Source organism: Pseudomonas sp. LFS074 (genome assembly GCF_047978165.1).
GTDB classification, from domain to species: domain Bacteria; phylum Pseudomonadota; class Gammaproteobacteria; order Pseudomonadales; family Pseudomonadaceae; genus Aquipseudomonas; species Aquipseudomonas putida_P.
In genome coordinates, this window is the sequence record NZ_JBFPFV010000001.1 from 3,657,380 (window position 1) to 3,679,840 (window position 22,461).

The 22,461-nt window shown below is 65.0% G+C and carries 16 protein-coding genes; 10 read left to right on the forward strand and 6 right to left on the reverse strand.

The window, feature by feature from the left end:
* Positions 1-27 precede the first annotated feature (27 nt).
* On the reverse strand, positions 28-798 hold the full coding sequence (locus ACNQP3_RS16665; RefSeq protein WP_012272837.1) for an IclR family transcriptional regulator: 771 nt from the start codon (positions 796-798) through the stop codon (positions 28-30).
* A gap of 155 nt (positions 799-953) precedes the next feature.
* On the opposite strand from ACNQP3_RS16665, the gene ACNQP3_RS16670 reads away from it, so the two are divergent.
* The 5 genes from ACNQP3_RS16670 to ACNQP3_RS16690 all read left to right on the forward strand — a co-directional run bounded on the left by ACNQP3_RS16670 (position 954) and on the right by ACNQP3_RS16690 (position 7,235).
* The gene (locus ACNQP3_RS16670) at positions 954-1,763 is read left to right on the forward strand and encodes a shikimate dehydrogenase family protein (RefSeq protein ID WP_012272838.1); all 810 of its coding nucleotides are present in this window, start codon (positions 954-956) and stop codon (positions 1,761-1,763) included.
* Positions 1,764-1,767: 4 nt separating this feature from the next.
* The gene (locus ACNQP3_RS16675) at positions 1,768-3,501 is read left to right on the forward strand and encodes an FAD-dependent oxidoreductase (RefSeq protein ID WP_264316242.1); all 1,734 of its coding nucleotides are present in this window, start codon (positions 1,768-1,770) and stop codon (positions 3,499-3,501) included.
* Positions 3,486-3,806 (forward strand): NIPSNAP family protein, encoded by a 321-nt coding sequence (locus ACNQP3_RS16680; protein WP_012272840.1) that lies wholly within the window; start codon positions 3,486-3,488, stop codon positions 3,804-3,806. Before ACNQP3_RS16675 ends, ACNQP3_RS16680 begins: the two co-directional genes overlap by 16 nt.
* 41 nt (positions 3,807-3,847) lie before the next feature.
* Positions 3,848-5,530 carry an FAD-dependent oxidoreductase gene (locus ACNQP3_RS16685; protein WP_264316243.1) on the forward strand — a complete coding sequence of 561 codons (1,683 nt, stop codon included), beginning with the start codon at positions 3,848-3,850 and terminating at the stop codon, positions 5,528-5,530.
* Between the two features lie 379 nt (positions 5,531-5,909).
* On the forward strand, positions 5,910-7,235 hold the full coding sequence (locus ACNQP3_RS16690) for an MFS transporter (protein WP_012272860.1): 1,326 nt from the start codon (positions 5,910-5,912) through the stop codon (positions 7,233-7,235).
* 210 nt (positions 7,236-7,445) lie between these two features.
* On the opposite strand, the gene ACNQP3_RS16695 is transcribed toward ACNQP3_RS16690, so the two are convergent.
* The 3 genes from ACNQP3_RS16695 to ACNQP3_RS16705 all read right to left on the reverse strand — a co-directional run bounded on the left by ACNQP3_RS16695 (position 7,446) and on the right by ACNQP3_RS16705 (position 10,260).
* Positions 7,446-8,261, reverse strand: coding sequence for a sugar phosphate isomerase/epimerase family protein (locus tag ACNQP3_RS16695; protein ID WP_179028175.1), 816 nt, complete (start codon positions 8,259-8,261; stop codon positions 7,446-7,448).
* 30 nt (positions 8,262-8,291) lie between these two features.
* Positions 8,292-9,344 (reverse strand): Gfo/Idh/MocA family protein, encoded by a 1,053-nt coding sequence (locus ACNQP3_RS16700; RefSeq protein ID WP_264316244.1) that lies wholly within the window; start codon positions 9,342-9,344, stop codon positions 8,292-8,294.
* A gap of 139 nt (positions 9,345-9,483) precedes the next feature.
* On the reverse strand, positions 9,484-10,260 hold the full coding sequence (locus ACNQP3_RS16705; protein ID WP_012272863.1) for an IclR family transcriptional regulator: 777 nt from the start codon (positions 10,258-10,260) through the stop codon (positions 9,484-9,486).
* 194 nt (positions 10,261-10,454) lie between these two features.
* Here ACNQP3_RS16705 and ACNQP3_RS16710 point away from each other — a divergent pair, with 194 nt between their 5' ends.
* The 5 genes from ACNQP3_RS16710 (at position 10,455) to ACNQP3_RS16730 (ending at position 17,769) form a co-directional block, all read left to right on the forward strand.
* Positions 10,455-12,167, forward strand: a complete 1,713-nt coding sequence (locus tag ACNQP3_RS16710) for an FAD-dependent oxidoreductase (RefSeq protein ID WP_264316245.1) — start codon at positions 10,455-10,457, stop codon at positions 12,165-12,167.
* Positions 12,168-12,331: 164 nt separating this feature from the next.
* Complete coding sequence (locus tag ACNQP3_RS16715; RefSeq protein ID WP_176729437.1) at positions 12,332-13,801, forward strand: benzaldehyde dehydrogenase; 1,470 nt, start codon at positions 12,332-12,334, stop codon at positions 13,799-13,801.
* An 18-nt stretch (positions 13,802-13,819) separates the two neighbouring features.
* Positions 13,820-14,944, forward strand: a complete 1,125-nt coding sequence (locus ACNQP3_RS16720) for an NAD(P)-dependent alcohol dehydrogenase (protein WP_060514411.1) — start codon at positions 13,820-13,822, stop codon at positions 14,942-14,944.
* 60 nt (positions 14,945-15,004) lie between these two features.
* On the forward strand, positions 15,005-15,895 hold the full coding sequence (locus ACNQP3_RS16725) for a transporter (protein WP_264316246.1): 891 nt from the start codon (positions 15,005-15,007) through the stop codon (positions 15,893-15,895).
* Positions 15,896-15,978: 83 nt separating this feature from the next.
* Positions 15,979-17,769: a sigma-54-dependent Fis family transcriptional regulator gene (locus ACNQP3_RS16730; RefSeq protein ID WP_081336926.1), complete on the forward strand. Its 1,791-nt coding sequence runs from the start codon at positions 15,979-15,981 to the stop codon at positions 17,767-17,769.
* A gap of 3 nt (positions 17,770-17,772) precedes the next feature.
* On the opposite strand, the gene ACNQP3_RS16735 is transcribed toward ACNQP3_RS16730, so the two are convergent.
* Both ACNQP3_RS16735 and ACNQP3_RS16740 read right to left on the reverse strand, forming a co-directional pair.
* Positions 17,773-20,658, reverse strand: a complete 2,886-nt coding sequence (locus ACNQP3_RS16735; protein WP_060493858.1) for an HD domain-containing phosphohydrolase — start codon at positions 20,656-20,658, stop codon at positions 17,773-17,775.
* 203 nt (positions 20,659-20,861) lie between these two features.
* A complete protein-coding gene (locus ACNQP3_RS16740) occupies positions 20,862-22,355 on the reverse strand; it encodes an aldehyde dehydrogenase (RefSeq protein WP_264316247.1) in 1,494 nt (497 codons plus the stop codon).
* Between the last annotated feature and the right edge of the window lie 106 nt (positions 22,356-22,461).

A 22,461-nucleotide genomic window follows, 5' to 3' on the forward strand; every position in this document is an offset into this window, starting at 1 on the left:
CCGATGAAACGCCCCCGCCGGGCCATTTCAATCCAGCACGGGTCGAAGCAGCGCCTGCGCCTCGTACAGTGCCGGTAAGTAGCGCAGCCGTACCTCATCCACGCTAAGCCGTGATGCATGGGTCGTGATGGTCAGCGTCGCCTTCAACTGACCGGCCCGGTCCAGCAACGGCACACCCAGTACCCGCATGCCGATTTCATATTCCTGATCAACGATGCAGAAACCCTGCGCCTTCACCCGCTGCAACGCAGCCTCCAGCTGTGCCCGGTCAGTCTGCGTGTAAGGCGTCAACGCACGCAGCGGGTTACGCACGAAGTACTCATCCCGGTCCGCCTCATCCAGCCAGGCCAGCCAAACCCGCCCACCGGCCGTGCAATGCATCGGCACCCGAGAGCCCGGCCTGATCGACAACGACGCCACATGGCTGTAGCGGCTGCGCACCAGGTGGATGATCTCGTCACCATCGCGGGTACCCACCGATACATGCTCCTGCGTCTGCCGCGCTACCTGCTCCACAATCGGCCGCAGCATGCGCGGCAGTTGCGCCGAGTCGACATACGCCTGGCCAAGGCGCAAGGCCTTGGGCGTCAACCAGTACTCACGGCTGTCCGTTTCGGCAAAGCCTTCATGTACCAAGGTCAGCAGAAAGCGCCGTGCAGCGCTGGGCGTAAGGCCGGACAGCCTGGCTGCCTGGGGCACGCTCAGGCGTGGCTGCTCGGCACTGAACAGTTGCATCAGCGCCAGGCCTTTCTGCAAGCCCGCGATCAGGTCACGGGGGTGAATAGCGGGTGTGCTCATGCATTCGGCTCGCAAGCAGGGGACAAAAACAGCCGATTACTGCGATAACCGGCTCATGGTTGCGATTATCGCACTAAATACCCGATGAGCGCATTGTTACCCACGCCCCTCTGGCCCACCCTTGCCGCCATAACAACGCCAATAAGGAGGTCAGCATGATTCGTGGTTCCACTGAACTGGTCGCCATCGTCGGTTCGCCCATCGCCCAGGTGAAGTCCCCGGAAAACTTCAACACTTGGTTCACCCACAACAATTGCAACCTCGCCATGCTGCCCATCGACCTGCATGAGGCAGCGTTGGACAGCTTTGCCGGCACCCTGCGCGGCTGGCAGAACCTGCGCGGCTGTGTGGTCACCGTGCCGTACAAGCAGGCCCTGGCCAACCGCCTGGACGGCCTGAGCGAACGCGCAGCGGCCCTGGGCTCGGTCAATGTGATACGTCGCGAGCGCGACGGGCGCCTGCTGGGCGACAACGTGGACGGCGCAGGCTTCCTGGGCGCTGCGCGCAAGCATGGTTTCGAGCCAGCGGGCAAGCGGGCCTTGGTGATCGGTTGCGGCGGTGTTGGCAGTGCCATCGCCTATGCACTGGGCGAGGCAGGTATTGCCAGCATCACCCTCAGCGACCCCAGCACAGCGCGCATGGGTGCGGTGTGCGAATTGCTCGGCAGCGCCTTCCCCGGGCTCACGATCAGCACGCAGTTCAGTGGGCTGGAAGATTTCGACCTGGTGGCCAACGCCTCGCCTGTCGGCATGGGCAACAGTGCGGAACTGCCACTGTCCGCCGCCCTAGTGGCCACTCTACAGCCCGACACCCTGGTCGCCGACGTGGTCACTTCGCCCGAGATCACCCCGTTGCTGAACCGCGCACGCCAAGTAGGCTGCGCGATCCAGACCGGCCCGGAAATGGCCTTCGCCCAACTCGGCCACCTTGGCGCCTTCATGGGCGTAACGCCGCTGGAGATCTGAAACCATGGCGACCACTGACGACACGCAACACCGCTTCGACCTGGTGGTACTGGGCAGCGGCGCCGGTGGCTTTGCCGCTGCCGCCACGGCGGCCCGCCGTGGGCTGAAGGTACTGGTGGTGGAAAAGGCCGAGCACTTTGGCGGTACCTCGGCGATATCTGGCGGTGCGGTGTGGCTATACGGCACCGATCAAGCCCGCGCCGCCGGAGCCAAGGACTCCCCCGAGGCCATGCGCACCTACCTCAAGCAGGTGATCGGCGACGGCTACGACCCTCTTCTGGGTAACGCCTTCATCGAACAAGGCCACCAGGCGCTGCGCTGGCTGGAGCAGAACACCGAGTTGCGCTATGCCCTGCGCCCACACTCGCCCGACTACTACCCCGATGCCCCCGGTGCCACTCAGTTCGGTCGCGCGCTGGAAATGGTCGAGTACGATGGCAAGCACCTCGGCGCACGCTTCAAGGACCTGCAGATGCCCCCGCCCGGCATGCTGCTGTTCGGCGGCATGATGGTCAACCGCGTGGATATCCAGCATTTCCTCAGCATTCGCCGCTCGCCCAGGTCGCTGTGGCACTGCCTGAAACTGATGGCGCGTTACGCGCGGGACCGCCTGCAGCACCCGCGTGGCACCCGGCTTACCACCGGCAATGCATTGATTGCCCGCCTCGCCACCAGCGCTTTTGCCCACGGCACACAGCTTTGGTTGCGCAGCGAAGCGGTGGAGTTGATCGTCGAGTGCGGCGTGGTGACTGGCGTAGTTGTACAGCGCGAGGGCCTCCGTGTGCGGGTATCTGCTCGTGGTGGCGTGGTGTGCGCAATGGGCGGGTTCGCTGCTGGCGCACTGGCCGCCAACTACAGACCGCCCCAAGAGGCGCCGCACCTGACCATGTCACCGCCGGCCAACGACGGTGCCGCCCTGCGCCTTTGCCAGGCCGTGGCAGCAGCCGAGGGCGAGGGCCTGGCGGCCAACTTCTTCTGGGCGCCGGTTTCCGAACTGCGCCACGCCGGGGGTGAGCGTGAACGCTTCCCGCACCTGGTCACCGACCGCGCCAAACCTGGCGTGATTGCGGTCGACCCGGCCGGGCGCCGCTTCGTCAACGAATCCGACTCCTACCACCATTTTGTGCAGACCATGTTCGCCAACGGCATTGCCAGTTGCTGGCTGGTCTGCGATGCCGAAGCGATAAATCGCTACGGGCTGGGTCTGGCGCGGCCAAAGCCGGTGAACAACCAGGCGTTGATCGACGCCGGCTACTTGTACCGGGCCGCAACACCACAAGCCTTGGCCCAGGCCATCGGCGTCGACCCACAGGTGTTTGCGCAAACCCTCGAGCAGTTCAATGCCGATGCCCGCAATGGCATCGACCGCGCGTTCGGCAAAGGCAGCAACCGCTACAACCGCTACATGGGCGACCCGCAACACACGCCCAACCCCTGCCTGGCGCCATTGAGCAGTGGGCCGTTCTACGCCATCCGCATCCACACCGGCGACCTCGGCTCTGCCCGCGGCCTGGTGACCAACGCCGATGCCAACGTGTTGAACCGTAGCGGCCAGCCCATCACCGGGCTGTATGCGGTCGGCAACGACATGAACTCATTGATGAAGGGTACCTACCCCGGCCCCGGCATCACCTTGGGCCCTGCCCTCACCTTCGGCTGGCTCGCTGCCAACCACATCACCGCGCGCCTGCAGGCGCCGACTGCCCACACGGAGACCCCAGCATGTACTACGAACTGAGAACCTACACCCTCGACCCACTGAAAATGGCCGACTGGCTGGCCCTGTACCAAAGCCATGCGCTGGAAGTGCAAAGCGAACACCTGGGCAACCTGGTCGGTTTTTTCACCAGTGAGTTCGGCGACGTCAACCAGGTGGTGCACATCTGGGGCTACGCCAGCCTCGACGAGCGCATGGCTCGCCGCGCAGCCATGGCGGCAGACCCGCGCTGGGCGGAGTTCTCGCGGCGCAACCGCGAGCTGGGTGCGGTACAGCGCCTGCAATCGCGGCTGCTGCGGCCGACCGGCTTCTCACCGCTGCAATAAACCGCACGCCACCTCTTCCCATGCCTGAGTGGACCCCTTCCATGCAACCCCTCGACTGTGACGTACTCGTCATCGGCGCCGGCGCCTCTGGCCTGGCTGCCGCCGTAACCGCCGCACATCACGGCCTGCAAGTGATCGTGGCGGAAAAAGCCAGCCAGCTGGGCGGCACCAGCGCCTGGTCGGGGGGCTGGTTGTGGATACCACGCAACCCGCTGGCCATCGCCGAGGGCATCCTTGAAAACGACGATGCCCCGGAGCGTTACTTACGAGCGCAAACCCACACCCGCGCGCTGGACCCACGCCAACGCGCGTTCCTGCGCCATGGCCCGGAGATGGTGGCGTTCTTCCAGCAACACACTGCCGTGCAGTTCCAGTGCGGTAGCCGTATGCCCGACATGCGTGAAGGCGATGGCAGTGCACGCGGTGGGCGCTCGCTGTGTGCGCTGCCCTATGACGGTCGCCTGCTCGGGCCTTGGCTGCACAAGCTGCGCCCGCCGCTGGATATCGTCAGCCTGGCCGGCATGGGCGTTGCCGGGGGCGCCGACATGGCCGCCTTCTTCAACGCCACCCGCTCGCCCAAGGCGGCGCTGCATGTGGGCAAACGCCTGTTGCGTCATGGGCGCGACCTGCTGCTGCACCGTCGCGGGCTGCAATTGGTCAACGGCAACGCGCTGGTGGCGCGCCTGCTGCGCAGCGCCCTCGACCTCGGCGTGACCTTGCTGACCGACAAACCCGCCAGCCGCTTGCTGGGCGAAGGGCGGGTCAGCGGCGCACTGTTCGCCGATGGCCAGGTCATCCATGCCCGCCGTGGTGTGGTGTTGGCCTGTGGCGGCTTCCCGCATGACCGCCAGCGCATCGCGCAGCTGATGCCGCACGCGCCTGGCGGTGACCAGCATTACTCTGCAGCGCCCAGGGAAAACAGCGGAGACGGTTTGCGCCTGGGCGAACAGGCCGGTGGCCTGGTACCTACCACTGCGGTCCATAGTGGCGCGTGGGCACCTGTGTCGCGGGTGCCGCGACGTGATGGCGGTTTCGGTCATTTCCCGCACTTGATCGACCGCGCCAAGCCCGGGTTCATTGCCGTACGCCGCGATGGCCGGCGCTTCGTCAACGAAGCCGATTGCTACCACGATTTCATGAACGCGCTGTTCGCCGCCACGCCGCAAGGCGAGCGGCCAGAGGCCTGGCTGATCTGTGACCACACTGCGCAACGGCGCTATGGCATTGGGTGGGCCAAGCCGTTTCCCTTCTCTACCCGCTTCTATCAGCGCAGTGGCTATTTGCACAATGGCGCTACCCTGGCGCAATTGGCGCAGCGCTGTGGGATCGACGCTGCGCAGTTGCAGCGCACGGTAGAAGGCTTCAACCAATATGCAGCCCAAGGTAGAGACCCTGCTTTCCAGCGAGGAGTATCGGCATACAACCAGGCCCAGGGCGAACCGCTGCAAGTGCCCAACCCATCGTTGCGCCCGCTGCTGAAGGGGCCGTTTTACGCGGTAAAACTGCTGCCAGGCAGCCTTGGCACCTTCGCCGGCCTGGGCACAGACGCCTCGGCCCGCGTGCTGGACCACGCGGGGCAGCCGATACCCGGGCTGTTTGCAGTGGGTAACGACATGCACAGCGTGATGGGTGGGCACTACCCGAGCGGCGGTATTACCCTTGGGCCGGGGATGACCTTTGGGTATCTGGCCGGGAGAGCATTGAGTGGCCTGAGCTCAATATGACCACAGCGAGGCCTGATTTTCGAAACGGCTACTCATAGGGTTACTCCATCTGAGCAACCTTGAGTGGCTGTTGCAACAACCCTCGCGGTAAACGGAAGCCCGTGAACGGCTGCTGGGTAATGGGCAGCCTGCCCTTCTCATCAAAACTGCGCCCATCCAGCAACAAGGCTCAAAGCCTTCTACCCTTTATTGACGTGAATCCCTGCCGCGCCCGCAGGCCAACGCAACCGTTCGGTAACCGAACAGTAGCCCGTCTCTTGAATTGACGCTGCCGCCTTCACTGCTCACCATGCACCGGCCTTGCGTGCCCCCCTGCCTGGGAACCGGTCACGTACCCGTAGCACCGCAGCTGAATACAATTTCAAGAAACGAGCAGTTTATGAACCACTCCAAGATCACCCCCGCCGCACCCCGGATGTCCCAGGGTTCGATCGGCGACAAGCTTCGCGGCGCCTTCGGCGTCGGCAAAACCCGTTGGGGCATGCTTGCCCTGGTGTTCTTCGCCACCACCCTGAACTACATCGACCGCGCCGCCCTTGGCATCATGCAGCCCGTGCTGGCCAAGGAAATGAGCTGGACGGCGATGGACTACGCCAACATCAATTTCTGGTTCCAGGTCGGTTACGCCATCGGCTTTCTGCTGCAGGGCCGGCTGATCGACAAAGTCGGGGTCAAACGCGCCTTCTTCTTCGCCGTGCTGCTGTGGAGCCTGGCCACCGGTGCCCATGGCCTGGCTACCTCGGCGGCAGGTTTCATGGTGTGCCGCTTCATCCTCGGTCTGACCGAGGCCGCCAACTACCCGGCTTGCGTCAAGACCGTGCGCCTGTGGTTCCCAGCGGGTGAGCGAGCGATTGCCACCGGGTTGTTCAACGCCGGCACCAACGTCGGTGCCATGGTCACCCCGGCCCTGCTGCCGCTGATCCTCGCCGTGTGGGGCTGGCAGGCCGCGTTCATCGCCATGGGCAGCCTGGGCCTGGTATGGGTGGTGCTGTGGGTGCTGAAGTACTACAACCCCGAAGACCACCCCAGCGTGCGCCAGAGCGAGGTGCAGTACATACAGCAGGACGACGAGCCCGAGCCGACCCGCGTGCCGTTCAGCCGTATCCTGCGCCTGCGTGGCACCTGGGCGTTTGCAGTGGCCTATGCGATTACCGCACCGGTGTTCTGGTTCTACCTGTACTGGCTGCCGCCATTCCTCAACCAGCAGTACAGCCTGGGCATCAACGTGACCCAGATGGGCATCCCGCTGATCATCATCTGGCTGACGGCGGACTTTGGCAGCATCGGTGGCGGCATCTTGTCGTCGTGGCTGATTGGCCGTGGCGTGCGTGCCACGACTGCGCGGCTGGTGTCGATGCTGATCTTCGCCTGCACCATGCTCAGCGTCATCTTTGCCGCCAACGCCAGTGGCCTTTGGGTTGCAGTGGCCGCCATCTCGCTGGCCGTGGGCGCGCACCAGGCGTGGACGGCGAACATCTGGAGCCTGGTGATGGACTACACACCCAAGCACCTGGTGAGCACGGTGTTCGGGTTTGGCAGCATGTGCGCGGCGATTGGCGGGATGTTCATGACGCAAATCGTCGGCAGCGTGTTGACCGCTACCCACAACAACTATGCCGTGCTGTTCACCATGATCCCGGCCATGTACTTCCTGGCGCTGGTGTGGATGTACTTCATGGCACCGCGCAAGGTCGAGAGCGCCTGAGGGCGCTAGCCACTTTTCTCTACGGGGCCCTTGCGGGCCCTTTTTTTGGGCTAGTAATAATGGCCATGACAGTGGGAGCGGCCTTGCGTCGCGAAAGGGCTGCAAAGCAGCCCCAGCGATTTCTGCAACACGCCTGAGAATCTGGGGCCGCTTTGCGGCCCTTTCGCGACACAAGGCCGCTCCTACAAAAGGGGGCGCTGCCGGTCGAAATCAGACCTTGGCCAACACCGCCAGGGCTTTCTCCAGCGCCATGCGCGCGCGCTGTTCGCCGCTGATGCCCTGCTCCAGCAACTGCCGTGTGGGTATTTCCAGGCTCAGCGGCACGGTTGCCGGCAAGCCGCGCAGCAGGCTGACCAGGTCGGCATCGCCATCACCGGGGAAGCGTCGCTCGTTACGCGCCTGGCGCAGAATCTCGTCCATGTCGGCCGGTACTGGGCCGGCCACGTCACACAGCTGGGCATAGCGCATGCGCTGCGGAGCCAACTGCGCCAGGTGGTCCAACGATGAGTGGGATCGGTTGAAGTGGAAGGCATCCACCAGCACGCAGCCATTGGCGTGGTCGGCGTTGGCCACCACTCGCATGGCCTGGCGCAGGTCGCGCACGTCGGTCCAGGGCATGAACTCCAGGTGCGGGTAGATGCCGTAGCGCGCCGCCAGCTCGCACAAAGCGGCAAAGCGTTCGGTCAGCCGCGCTTCGTCCGGGTCGTTGCCAGCCACCAGCAGTTCGGTGCCCCCCAACTCGGCGCCCACCGCCAGGATCGGTTCGAAATCGGCGACGCAGGTTTCCGGCTTGAGGCGCAGAATCTCCAGGTCGAGCACCTTGATGCCGGTGTCGCGCAGGCGCGCCTGGGTCTGCCGACGCAGGTCGGCATCGGCCACCAACGGGAAGTGCTGCTCGTGTTCGGTAGCGGGCACCAGGCGTAGGCCAACGTGGCTGTAACCCGCGCGGGCGGCAGCCTCGACCATGTCCGGTGGGGACAGCTCGAGTACCGTCAGGGCCGCGAGGGAGAAAATCCGATCAGTCATTTATCGTCACCAGTAAAGAGTAAGGTTGCTTCAGCCAATGTGCTCGGGCGCGCAGGCCCGGCCGCTTTCGGCTGCCTGGCGGATCGCTTCGATCAGCGCGAGGGTGCGGCCACCGTCGGCGGCATCGATCAGCGGCGCCTGTTCACCACGGGCAACCCGCACGAAGTGCTGCAACTGCAGGGTCAACGCCTCGCCAGCGGGGATGCTCTCCTCGCACTGCAGCAGCGGCGTGTGCCAGCCCGAACCGGCCTCGGCGTAATGCCAGCGCTTGAGCTGGGGAATGCTCAACGCCCCTTGAGTACCAGCCAGCATGTAACACGGCTGACCGTCCTGGCGCGGGTAGATCGGGCTTTCGCCAGAGTCCAGCTCCCAGCTCCAGGGCGCGGCCACCGCGTCCGAGCCCGTCAGGCTGCCCAACGCGCCATTGGCGAATTGCAGCAGCACTGCTGCGCTGTCTTCGTTGGCAAAACCACGTACATCGTTGCGGGTGAACGCCTGCACCTGCACCACCTCACCACACAGGTGACGCAGCAGATCCAGGTCGTGGATCAGGTTGGTCAGCAAAAAGCCCGCCCCTGGCTCGCGACGCCAGGGGGTTTCGAAATAGCTGTCGGGCTTTTGCAACTGCCACAGCGCGGTGACGTTGATCAGCCGGCCCAGCTTGCCTTCGCTGATCACCTGGTGCGCCTTGGCGATCAGCGGGTTGTGCCGGCGATGGTGGCCGACCAGCACCGGCACATTGCACCGACGCGAAGCCTCTACCAGTGCCCGAACTTCATCCAGATGTACGCCTACCGGTTTTTCTACAAGCACCGGCACGCCGGCCTCGACGCAATCCAACGCGGTGGCCACATGCTGATTGTTGGGGTTGGCGATGATCACCGCCTCCGGGCGCACACGCTCAAGCATCTGGCGATGGTCGGCAAAACAAGGCACACCGCACTCGGCGGCGAAGGCTTCGGCCTGTGGGCCGGGGTCGGCCACGGCACACAGTTGGGCTTGCGGCACATTGCGCAAGTGCTGGTAGTGCTGGCGGCCCATGATGCCAGCGCCGATCAAGGCAATACGAAGGGGTGCGTTCAACAGCCTGTCCTCTTGTCATTGTTGTTTTGTGAATTCTGAAACTCAGTTCCAGAATCCACGATCAACAATTTAGAACCTGGTTCAGCTTTTCAGAAGAACCGGCTCAACAGACTGTGCGGTAATCGACCGCTTTATGCCTTCAAGCGAACAACTCGCTGGCGCGGCTGGCAGCCGACAGTTCGTCCGCCGCCGCCAGCAGCAGCGGTGCCAGCTCGGGCAGGCGGCTTTGTGCCAGGCGCGCGCTGGGCCCGGCGATGCTCAGCACGCCGATGACCTCGTCACTTTGCGGGCGGCGCACCACTGCGGCGAGGGCCGACGTGCCAATGGCGGAGGTTTCCTCGACCCAGGCGTAGCCACGCTCGCGGGCGCGGTGCAGGTAGGCGAGCAGCTCATCGGTGGAGCGCGGTGCATTCGGGCCGAACTGAGCGGGGTCGGCAATGCCTTGGCGCAACACCATCTGCAGCGCCTGCTCATCGTTCAGGCTGGCCAGCCAGGCATGCCCGGAGGCGGTATAGAACAGCGGCGCATCGCGGCCCATGTCCGGGTCGTAGCGCAGCCCGGAGCGGGCGCCCTGGGACTTGGCGATCCAGGTTTGCCGGACGCCCTCGATCACACCCAGGCGTACCAGTTCGCCGCTGTCCTGGGCCAGGCGGTCGAGAATCGGCTGGATGATGTCGGCACCGCTGCTGGCCAGGTAACGAAAGCCCTGCGCGACCAGCTTGGCCGATAGCTGATAACGGCTGCTTTCCCGGTTTTGTCGCACATAGCCCAGCCGCACCAGCTCGGTGAGCATGCGGTGGGCAGCGCTTTTGGGAATGTCCAGGCGCTCGGCCAGGGTTTGCAGCGGTAGCCCCTGGGGCTCACCGGCAAGGCTTTCTACAAGACTGAAGGCGCGTTCGATCTGACTACCAGCCATGACACAGGTCCCTGATTTTTTTGCGAATTCTAGAAGATGATTCCACATCGTCGCTAGCCAGCGCAGCGCCAGCGACTGTGAATGTCCGATGATCGCCCAGTACTTGCCTGGCACAACCCGCCTGCCCTTGCAGGCCGAGACGCTGCCGACAAGAATATGGAACCTTGTTCCAATAACAATACAGGAATCCCGTGATGCCTTCCGCTCCCTTCGAAACCGAATGCGATGTACTGGTCATAGGCTCTGGCGCCGCCGGGCTGGCTGCGGCCGTAACGGCTGCCTGGCATGGGCAGAAGGTGATCCTGGTGGAGAAGGAACCGGTGTTTGGCGGTGCCACCGCCTGGTCCGGTGGCTGGGCCTGGGCGCCGCGCAATCCACTGGCGCGCAGGGCCGGCATCGTAGAAGACATCGAACAGCCACGCACTTATCTGCGCCATGAACTGGGGGCTAACTACAACGCCGAGCGCGTCGATGCCTTCCTTGAAGCGTGCCCGCACATGGTGGCGTTTTTCGAGAAGCACACGGCGTTGCAGTTTGCCGACGGCAACGGTATACCCGACATGCATGGCGACACACCGGGGGCAGCCCAGGGCGGGCACCAGGTGATCGCCGCGCCCTATGACGCCCGCGAGGTTGGCGCCCTGCTGCCGCGCTTGCGCAAGACCCTGCGCGAAACCTCATTCATGGGCATGCCGATCATGGCCGGCGCCGACCTTGCTGCTTTTCTCAACATGACCCGCTCGCCCAAAGCCCTGCTGCATGTGTGCAAACGCTTTGGCCGCCACCTGTACCACCTGGCCCGCTACGGCCGGGCGATGCACCTGGTCAACGGCGTGGCGCTGGTGGCGCGCCTGGCCAAATCGGCGCAGGACCTGGGCGTGCACCTGCAAGAGTCGGCGCCGGCCAAGCACCTGCTGGTCGAGGATGGCCAGGTGCGCGGGGCACGGGTGGCCACACCGCAGGGCGAGCAGCTGATTCGCGCCAAGGCCGTAGTGCTGGCGGCAGGCGGCTTCCCCAACGACAACGCCCGCCGCCGGCAATTGTTCCCCCGCGATGCCAGCGGCCACGACAACCTGGCGCTGCCGCCCAAGGGCTGCTCGGGCGATGGCCTGCGCCTGGGGGAATCTGCCGGTGGCGTGGTTGCCACCGACTTGAAATCGCCGGTGGCCTGGGCACCGGTTTCGCAGGTGCCGCACCGCGACGGCAGCGTCGGCCATTTTCCGCACATTATCGAGCGCGGCAAGCCGGGCATTATCGGCGTGCTGGCCAACGGCAAGCGCTTCGTCAATGAAGCGCATGGCTACTACGACTATGTATCGGCGATGGTCGCGGCGGTGCCGCAGGATGAAGCGGTGTGTTCGTGGCTGGTCTGCGACCATCGGTTCCTGCGCCGCTACGGGCTGGGCCACGCCCGCCCCGCGCCGTTGCCGGTGGGGCCCCATGTGCGCAGCGGCTACCTCAAGCAAGGTGCCACGCTGGAAGCGTTGGCGGATGCCTGCGGCATTGACCCGGCCGGGTTAAGGGCCACCGTCAGCGACTTCAACAAGCACGCACGCAATGGCCAGGACCCCGCCTTTGGCCGGGGGTCCACGCCGTTCAACCGCAAGCAAGGCGACCCTGGGCACAAAGGCCCCAACCCTTGCGTGGCGCCCATCGAGCACGGGCCGTTCTATGCGGTGAAAGTACAGCCCGGCTGCTTCGGCACCTTTGCCGGGCTGCGCACCGACGGCAATGCCCAGGTGCTGGATGAGGCCGGGCAGCCGATTGCAGGTTTGTATGCGGCGGGTACCGACATGGCCAGCGTGTTTGGTGGCTGGTACCCATCGGGCGGCATCAACCTGGGGCCGGCGCTGACCTTCGGCTATGTGGCCGGGCGGCATATTGCCGGGGCGCAAGGATACGAGTGAGGCAAGCCGAAAGGCTTGCAGCGCCCTGTTCAGAAAATGAACACTCGCAAAACCGTCGATTGTTCAGGTTGTGAACACCGCCAGGCCCGCAGCTCCTGAATTCTATGGCCGCTGCACCTTGGCACACCCCCTGCAACAAGCATCCGTGAACACAACAACACAGGATGCTTTGCGTGGATACCTTACTGCCCAACGAACTCTGGAACGAGCGGCTGTTCACCGGTACCTGGGTACCCGGTGAGCTGCCCGCCACCGCCGTAACCTCCCCTGGCAATGGCGTGGCACTGGGTGCCCTGGCCAACGCCGGTGCCAAACAGGTGGAGCACAGCGCGCGCGAGGCCGCCACGGCCCAGCGCAGTTGGTATGCCCTGCCCTACGACGAACGCGCCAAAGTCCTGCGCAAGGCCGCCGCTATCGCCGAGCAATACCAGGCCGAGATCGCCAACTGGATCGTTCGCGAAAGTGGCTCGACCCAGGCCAAGGCCGGCTTCGAGGCCTCCATCAGCATCAAAGCGCTGCACGAAGCCTGTGCCCTTCCCTCGCGCAGCCAAGGCGAAGTACTGCCTTCCACAGCCGGCCGCCTGAGCATCGCGCGGCGCCGCCCGCTGGGCGTGATCGGAGTCATTTCACCGTTCAACTTCCCGCTGTACCTGGCCATGCGTGCGGTTGCCCCGGCACTGGCCACGGGCAATGCGGTCGTGCTCAAGCCCGACCCGCGCACCGCAGTGTGCGGCGGCCATGTCATCGCCCGCATCTTCGAGCTGGCAGGTTTGCCGGCAGGCGTGCTGCATGTGCTGCCGGGCGGCGCAGAGGCCGGTGCAGCGCTGACTGCGTCACCCAGCGTGGCGATGATCCAGTTCACCGGTTCCACCGCCGCTGGCCGCAAAGTGGGCGAAGCTGCCGGTCGCCACCTGAAGAAAGTCTCGCTCGAACTGGGAGGCAAGAACTCGTTGATCATCCTCGACGACGCCGACCTGGACCTGGCCATCGCCAACGCTACCTGGGGGGTGTACCTGCACCAGGGGCAAATCTGCATGTCGACCGGCCGGGTGCTGGTGCAACGGGGCATCTATGACGCCTTCGTCGCACGCCTGGTGGCCAAGGCACGCAGCCTGACGGTGGGCGACCCGGCCAGCGGCCAGGTACACCTAGGCCCGCTGATCAACGCGGCCCAGCGTGACAACGCCTTGCGCATCGTCGACGCCGCACGCGCTGCCGGGGCAACGCTGGCAACCGGCGGTGCGGCTGACGGGCTGTTCTTCCAGCCGACCGTGCTCAGCGACGTGCAGCGTGACAACCCGGCATTTCACGAGGAAATCTTTGGCCCCGTGGCCGTGGTGGTGCCGTTCGATAGCGATGAGCAGGCCGTGGAACTGGCCAACGACACGGACTACGGCTTGAGCGCTGCCATCCTGTCGCGCGATACCGGCCGCGCCTTGCGCCTGGGCGAACAATTGCGCACCGGGCTTCTGCATATCAACGACCAGACCGTCAACGACGAGGTCATCAACCCCTTCGGCGGCGTGGGTGCATCCGGCAACGGCAGCAGCATCGGTGGCGCCGCCAACTGGGAAGAGTTCACCCAATGGCAATGGCTGACCCTCAAGGGCCAAGCGCCTGCCTACCCCCTGTAACCCCGGAGAACAATAACAATGACAACACCTCTGTTTCGCCCCATTCAAGCTGCCGTCACCCGTGGCAAAGGCGCCCCCTTCGTGCTGGAACAGGCGCGTATTCGTGCGCCGCAAGGTGATGAGGTGCTGGTGCGCATCGTCGCCACCGGCATGTGCCACACCGACATGATCGTGCGCGACCAGTACTACCCCGTGCCGCTGCCAGCGGTGCTGGGGCACGAAGGCTCTGGCATCGTCGAGGCCGTTGGCCCTTTGGTACAGAACCTGGCCGTGGGCGACCACGTGGTGATGACCTACGGCTACTGCGGCCACTGCCTGGCCTGCGACGCCGGCCAGGCCGCCTACTGCCAGGACTTTTTCGGGCGCAATTTCAGTGGTGCTGGCCCCGAAGGCGAACATGCGCTGCAGGATGAACAAGGCTACGCCCTGAATGACCACTTCTTCGCCCAGTCGTCGTTCGCCACCTACGCACTGGGGCGCGAGAACAACACCGTGCGGGTGCCCAAGGAAGCGCCAATCGAGCTGCTTGGCCCGCTGGGTTGCGGTATCCAGACAGGCGCCGGCGCGGTGATCAACTCGCTCAGGGTCACCCCGGGCAGCGCCTTTGCCGCCTTTGGCGGCGGTGCGGTGGGCCTGTCCGCCGTGCTGGCCGCGCAAGTGGCAGGCGCCGCCACCATCATCGCGGTCGACGTGGTGCCTTCGCGTCTGGCGCTGGCCCTGGAGCTGGGCGCCACCCACGTGGTCAACAGCCGTGAAACCGACCCGGTGGCAGCCATCCGCGAAATCACCGGCGGCGGCGTGCAGTTCGCCCTGGAGTCCACGGGGCGCCCGGAAGTGCTGCGCCAGGCCGTGGATGCCCTTGGCAGCCGTGGCGCACTGGGGGTGGTCGGTGCGCCGCCGCTGGGCACCACTGCACAGTTCGACGTCAACGACCTGCTGCTGGGCGGCAAGGTCATTCGCGGCATCGTCGAGGGTGACAGCGTGCCGAAGAAGTTCATCCCCGAGCTGGTCAACCTGTACCTGCAGGGCCGCTTCGCCTTCGACAAACTGGTGCGTTTCTATGACTTCGAGCAGATCAACCAGGCCGCCGAGGACAGCGAAAAAGGCCTGACGCTGAAACCGATCATCCGTATCCAGAAGTAACGCCCCCAGGGGCAGCCATGGGCTGCCCCACGCCATAACAAGAACAAGGGAACCCCTGACATGATAAAGAACTCCAGCCTTGCCTGGGGCACGCTGGCCTGCGCGCTGGTTTCAGCCAAGGCCCTGGCTGTCGATGTGAATGCCGGCGACTACACGGCGCTGCCCCCAGGCACCAACGTCGCCGCCTGGTACCAGCAATTCAGCCGCGCCGACCGCTTCAACGGCGACGGTGCGCCCGACGCCACACACGGCACCAGCCTGCGCTCCAACATCAGCATCCTGCGTCTGATCCATTTCACCGAGATTGCCGGCATCACCGTGGACCCGCAAATACTCCTGCCCTTCGGCCATGTCTACGACGTGAAGGTTGGCGGGCAGTCGCTGGGCAGCAACAGCGGCATGGCCGACCCGATCATCGGTGCCACCTTCTGGCTGGTAAACCAGCCTGGGCTGGGCGCCAGCGGCCGCTACTTCGGCATTACCCCACTGCTGTACCTGCCGTGGGGCCAATACGACCGCGGCGCCGGTGTGAACCTGGGCGAAAACCGCTGGAAAGGCGACCTGCAACTGGGCTGGGTAGAACCGCTGTGGGGCCGCTGGTCCATGGAGTGGTATGCCGATGCCGTGTTCTATGGCAGCAACGACAAGGCCGGCAGCGGCAGCCAGACATTGCGCCAGGACACGACCTACCAGTTGCAGACCAACCTGCGCTACGACTTCAACCCGGCCCAGCGCCTGGCCCTGGGCTTCTCCGCCAGCGAAGGCGGCAAGCAGCACCTGTCGGGCGACTACACGGGGCAGAAGACCGAGGTGCAGCAAGTGCGTCTGGAGTTTCAGCAGATGGTCGGCAGCACCGTGCAGTTGAGCGGCCAGCTGACCCACGACACCCGCGTGGTCGGTGGTTTCCAGGAGGACACCGGGGTCAACCTGCGGGCGCTGCTGCTGTTCTGATGCTCGGCAGCCTTGACGCGCTGCTGGCAGCGGCGCAACGTGCGCAGTCAGCAGCGTGCCGTAAACCCTCACAAGGTGTACCCATGGATCGCCTACAACTCCAGTTGCACAGCGCCCGCCAGCAATTCGCCGAAGGCCTGCCGTTGCCCGCCGGGCTGCTGCCGGAACCTATCGAGCGCTCGTGGGAGCGTTCCAGGGCCGCCGGGCTCAGCCCGTGGCAACCGCGCCTGGCACACGGGCAGCTGGATGTGCTGCCACTGACCGAGGCCGACAGCCAACTGGCTGCCTGCGTGCAACCAGAGCTGGAACGGTTATGGGAGCTGATTGGCGATTCGCACTGGATGCTGTTTTGCGTCAACCCGGATAACCGCATTGTCCAGACCCGCAAGCCATCAGGCATCGACGGCCCGTTGTCGGCCCTGCACACCGGGCGCCGGGTCAGCGAGGTCGACGTCGGCACCACTGCCCCGGCCTGCACGCTGATGGACGGCCTGCCGGCGATCGTTGCCGGCAACCAGCATTACCTGCAGGAGTTTGCCCAGTTTTTCTGCGTCAGCGTGCCATTGCGCGGGGTCAATGGCGAGCTGCTCGGGGCGCTGGACCTGACCGGTATCGGCACACGCAATGCCGGGACCATGCTCGAACGCCTCAAACATGCGGCGCTGGCGACTGAAAACAATTTCTTCCACGGCCTGCCGGGCTGCCGCATCCTGGAGCTGCAACACGACCCAAGGCTGCTCGGTTCGCCACTGCAGGCGCTGCTGGCCGTGCACGACGATGGCACGGTGTACGCAGCCAACCGCGCCGCACAGCAGTTGCTGGGCGTGCCCAGCTACCGCCCTGAAGGGCTGACGCTGGAGCAACTGTTCGACCGCCCTGGCCACAACGGCCTGGATGGCTCGCCGCAGCTGCTGGCCTTGGCCGACGGCTCACGCCTGTATGGCCGGCTATTGGCGCAGCCTGCCGCCAAGCCACGGCCACTGCGGGCCAGCCACACGGCGCTGGGCAGCGACCGGCGGGTCAACGCCCGCTTCGCAGATGCCTGCAAGGCCGTGGCTGGAAACCTGCCGGTGCTGATCACCGGGCCGACCGGTTCTGGTAAAGAAGTGTTCGCCAAGGCGCTGCACGAACACTGCTGCCCACAGGCCCCGTTCATTGCAATCAACTGCGCAGCCCTGCCCGAGAGCCTCATCGAAGCTGAACTGTTCGGCTACACCGAAGGCAGCTTCACCGGCGCTCGCAAAGGCGGCGCCGTGGGCCTGCTGGAGTCCGCCGGCGACGGCATCTTGCTGCTGGACGAAATCGGTGACATGCCGTTGGCCCTGCAAAGCCGGCTGCTGCGTGCCTTGCAGGAGCGGCAGATCACCCGTGTTGGCAGCACCAGCAGCGTGGCGCTGAAGGCCCACGTTGTCGCCGCCACCCACAAGGACCTCGCCAGCCTGGTGAGCAGCGGCGGCTTTCGCGAGGACCTGTTCTACCGCCTGGACGGCCTGCGCGTGGCCCTGCCTGCCCTGGAACAGCGCCTGGACAAGGCGCAACTGATCGACAATTTCTTCCAGCGCCCAGGCTTCCCGCCGCTGGCGGCAGAGGCCAGGCGCCAATTGCAGGCCTACCACTGGCCGGGCAACCTGCGGCAACTGGACAACGTGGCGCGCCTGGTCGGGGTGCTGGCCGCTGGCGAACCGTGCATCAACCTGCAGCACCTTCCCGACGACCTGCAAGGCCAGGCGCACGTGACGTCGTGCAACCTTGCCGACGCTACCCAGGAAGTGATCGAACGCGTCCTGCTGGCCCATGCCGGTAACGTCAGCGCCGCCGCCAAGGAACTCGGTATCTCGCGCACTACCCTGTACAAGCGCCTGGGCAAGCAGTAACGCTCAGGCCGGGCAGCGTATCTGCTCCAGCCAGTAGGCCACATCCACCTCGTCGATCTGTTCGGCGCGCAGGAAGCGCTCGGCGTATTGGCGGTAAACCCCGCTGCTGATGAACAGCTGCAGCAGTTGCCCGTCGAGGTGCCCGTCACGGACCATGAACACCATGATCTTCACCGATTCGGACAAGGTCTTCGGCGGTTTGTAAGGCCTGTCGGCCGCTGTCAGCGCCTCGAAGATATCGGCAATCGCCATCACCCGTTCTGCAATGCCCAGGTCCTGCTCGCCCAGCCGGCGCGGGTAACCGCTGCCGTTCATCTTTTCGTGGTGGTTGCCAGCGATGTCGGGTACCCGCTTGAGGTGGCGCGGGAACGGCAATGAACTGAGCATGATGATGGTCTGCACGATGTGCTCGTTGATCTTGAACCGCTCTTCGTCATTCAGCGTGCCACGGCGGATCGCCAGGTTGTACAGCTCGCCGTGGTTGCTGGCGTGGGCTGGCAAGCGCATGTCGAACCCCCAGGTATTGCGCGGGTCGTCCTTGCCCACCGGCGGCGTGCGAGCGCCCCAGGGCACACAGTGCTCGGGGCGGTCGGCCAGCAATGGTTCCGCTACCGGTAGCGCAGGTTGCGCCACGCCGGCAAGGTGCTCCGCTTCATCACGGGAGATACCCAGGCGGTTATCGAAATGGCGCAGCCAGCGGCGCTGGCCGATCTGTTGCAAGCGCTGGATATCGGCGTCCTGCATGAACTCGCCGCCGATGTTGGCCTGGGCGACGAAGGCAAAGTCGCCCTGCAGCTCGGCCTGGGCAACGCTCAAGGCACGTCGTAAGGCCTGCGGCTCGGCACCGCTGGCCAGGCCCTGCCAGTAGGTAAGTTCGGCATCGCGCCAGAGCACTTCAAAACGCATGCGCACTTCATGAATGCGGTTGTACAGGGTCTCAAGCTTGGTCGCCTTGTCCACCACGTACTCGGGGCTGGTGACCTTGCCACAATCGTGCAACCAGGCTGCCACACGGAATTCGTAACGTTCGGCCTCGGTCATGCTGAAGCTGGCGTAGGGGCCACTGTCAGCTGCCACGGCCTGGTCCAGCAGCATCTGCGCCAGCTGGGGCACCCGTTCGCAGTGGCCGCCGGTGTAGGGGCTCTTGGCATCGATGGCGTCGGCCAGCAGCTTGATCATGGCATCCATCAGACGCCGCTGGGCTTCGGCCAGCTGGCGCGTCTCGATGGCCACCGCCGCCACCCCGGACAGCTCCTCGACAAAGCGCCGGAACGGCTGACCTGCCTGCGCACGCCCAGGCGCTTCGTCCAGTTGCAACAGCAGAATGCCCAGCAGCGCTTGGCTACGGTCATTGAGCACCACGGCCAGGCTATGCTCGTGCAAGCCCAGGGCTTGGGTCACTGCAACGGCCAGGCGCTGCTGGTCGCCTTTGTCCACGACCAGTTCAACCGGGTACTGCTCGCCACGGCAAGAGGCGGCCAGGCGCAGCAGTGCACGCTCGTCGTCGTACAGGTACACCACGCCGGCGTTGACCCCTGCGGCCTTCACCAGGTGGCTCAGAACACCATCAAGCATGTGCTCCAGGTCGCGTTCGCGGCTGAGCGTGAGGGTAATCGCCTGGAAGTTGCCGATGGTGCCAGACATGCGGCTCAGCACCTGGCTCAACTCACGCACCTCGGTCACCCGCGAATGCACCCCCACTTCACGGCCGAAATCGAAACCGGCCAGGCCCTGCACCTGTTCGGCCAAACGCCGCAACGGCCGAGCGATGCGCCGGCCAATCACACCGCCGAGCACCAGCAGGACGACCATCAGTGCCGCTGTCCAGAGCAACTGCTCGAACAACACCTTGCGTGCGCCGGCCAGCAACTCATCAGCCGGCACGGCAATCAGCACTTGCAGGTTCTGCCCGGCCAAGGTGGTCAGTTGCACGCGCATGCCGTACCAGGTCAGGCCATCCACCAGGTAAGGCTGCGGCTGGGTGCCTGCCGGCAGGTCGGCAAACAGGTGCTGCAAGCTGGCAATACCCAGTTCGCCAACGCTCGACAGGCGCACCCCCTGCCCCTCGTGCACGATCACCCGTTGCAGGTCTGGGTAGGCCACCACGCGGCCCTGGTCATCGACCACGACAATCTCGGTGCCGGGCGTCATGCGCAAGTCCTGGGTTTCGCTGGCCAGGTCATTGACCGACACGTCCATGCCGATCACGGTCCCCCCGTCGACGCTGCGCTGGGCCATGGTCAGGCCGACTTCCCGGGTGGTGAAAAACACGTAGGGGCGGGTCAGCACGGTGGTGGCTTGTGCTGCGGCTTCGACGAACCACGGACGCAGGCGCGGATCGTAGCGGTACTCGGGTTTGGCCTGGGTCTGCAACAAGTTCAATGCCCGGTCGTAGAAGCGCCATTCGCCTTGTACCGCCCCACCCTCACGGTTGACGCTTTGCACCAGAAACACCGTGCCTGGTGGCGCGCTGAAAAGTTGCAGCAATTGCGGGTCACGCAAGCGCCGTACCAGCAAGAAATCACCATTGGGGTAGCCCAGGTAGGCGGCGCTGAGCATGCGGTTGGCGTCGAGCGTTTCCACCAGCTGCGGCAACCGCTCCAGGCGCTGCGCCAGGGTGTGCGCGGCCGGGTTGTAGGCAAGCAGGCGGATACTGCTTTGCGCCGGGTCGATCAGGCGCCGGGCACGCTCGTCGATGGTCTTACCCATTTGCAAGGCGGAATCGCCTGCGGCGGCTACCAGGGTCTGGCGAATGCCGCGATAGCCTTGCCAGGCCAGGGCGGCGCCCAGCAGCAGCATACCCAGCACAATGGCCAGCGCCACCAGCCACTGCAGTGAAATACCCCATCCGGCGTTTCCAGAGGCACGACCATTCGACACGTAGCCCATCCCAGGTACTCCATGTATGGCGCATTGCCTTGGCTGATATCCGGAGCAGTGTAGAGTGCGCGTGAGCTTTTTGCTGGGGTTACGGAAATTAGTATGGGGTTAGGCCGTTCAGGTGCCTGCCGGTGGATTTGCAGCGCCTGTGAGATCGAGCGCCGCGCGGGGGCGCTCGATCTCACAGGCACGGCAAATAGTGCGCCAGGCGCTTAGGCGCGCAACTGGTACCAGGTGGTCTTGAGTTGTGAATACTTGTCGAACGAATGCAGCGACAGGTCGCGGCCAAAGCCCGACTGCTTGCCCCCGCCGAACGGCACCGTCACATCCAGTGCATCAACCGTGTTCACCGACACGGTGCCGGCCTTCAACGCCCGCGCGACCCGGTGTACCTGGTTGAAGTCATCGCTCCACACCGAGGCCGCCAGGCCATAGATGCTGTCGTTGGCCAGGCGCACCGCTTCTTCTTCCGTGTCGAAGGCGCTGACGGCCAGCACGGGCCCGAACACCTCTTCGCGCGCCAGCTTCATGCGGCCCTCGACACCGGCAAAGACAGTCGGCTCGATGTAGTTGTCCGAACCGTCGAGGGTCAGGCGCCGGCCACCACACACCAACCGCGCGCCCTCTTGCCCGGCACGCGCAATGGCGGCCTCGATGCGCCCAGTCTGCTCGGCATCGACAATGGCCCCGGCGCGGCTCGCCGGGTTCAGCGGGTTACCCGGCAACCACTGGCGGGCCTTGGCCTGCAGACGCTCGACAAATTCATCATGGATGGCGCGCTGCACGTACAGCCGCGAGTTGGCCGAGCACACCTCGCCCTGGTTGAAGAAAATGCCGAAGGCGGCCTTTTCCGCAGCCAGGTCCAGGTCCTGGCAGTTTTCGAACACCAGGTTGGGGCTCTTGCCACCGCACTCCAGCCACACCTGCTTGAGGTTGGACTGCGCCGAATACTGCATGAAGTACTTGCCCACCTGGGTGGAACCGGTGAACACCAGGCAGTCCACATCCGGGTGCAGGCCCAGCGCCTGCCCGGCCTGCTCACCCAGCCCCGGCACCACGTTCAGCACGCCTTCCGGCAAGCCCGCTTCCAGCGCCAGTTGGGCCAGGCGCAAGGCCGAGAACGGTGACTGTTCAGCGGGTTTGAGCACCACACTGTTGCCGGCGGCCAACGCCGGGGCCAGCTTCCAGGCGGCCATGTCGAGGGGGAAGTTCCACGGCACCACGGCCGCGACCACACCCAGTGCTTCGCGGGTGATGGTGGCCAGCGCATTCGGCGCCGTGGGCGCCACCTGGTCGTACAGCTTGTCCAGCGCCTCACCGTACCAGGCGAACACATGTGCCGAGCCCGGCACGTCGATGTTGTAGGCATCCATCACCGGCTTGCCCATGTTCAGCGAGTCCAGCAAGGCCAGTTCTTCGCGATGGGCCATGATCAGCTCGGCCAAGCGCAGCAGCACCTTCTTGCGCTCCCCAGGGGCCATGCGTGGCCACGGGCCTTGCTCGAAAGCTCGGCGGGCACTGGCGACAGCCAGGTCGACCTCGGTTTGGCCGCAGGCAGCCACCTGTGCCAATACCTTGTTGGTGGCGGGGTTGATGGCGGCGAAGGTGGCGCCGTCCTGTGCGTTGACGGGTTTGCCGTTGATCAACGCCTGGGACGGCAGGTACAGATCCGAGGCGCGTTGTTGCCAGAATTCGAGGGTGTACATTTGTACTCCTGATCGCTTTGGAGCAGTCTTTTCGTAAAGGCAACGCGCTCCCTGCTGGGGCGGGTTTATCCGCTCCAACAGGAAGTGTGCCGGGCTTGCGAGCGGG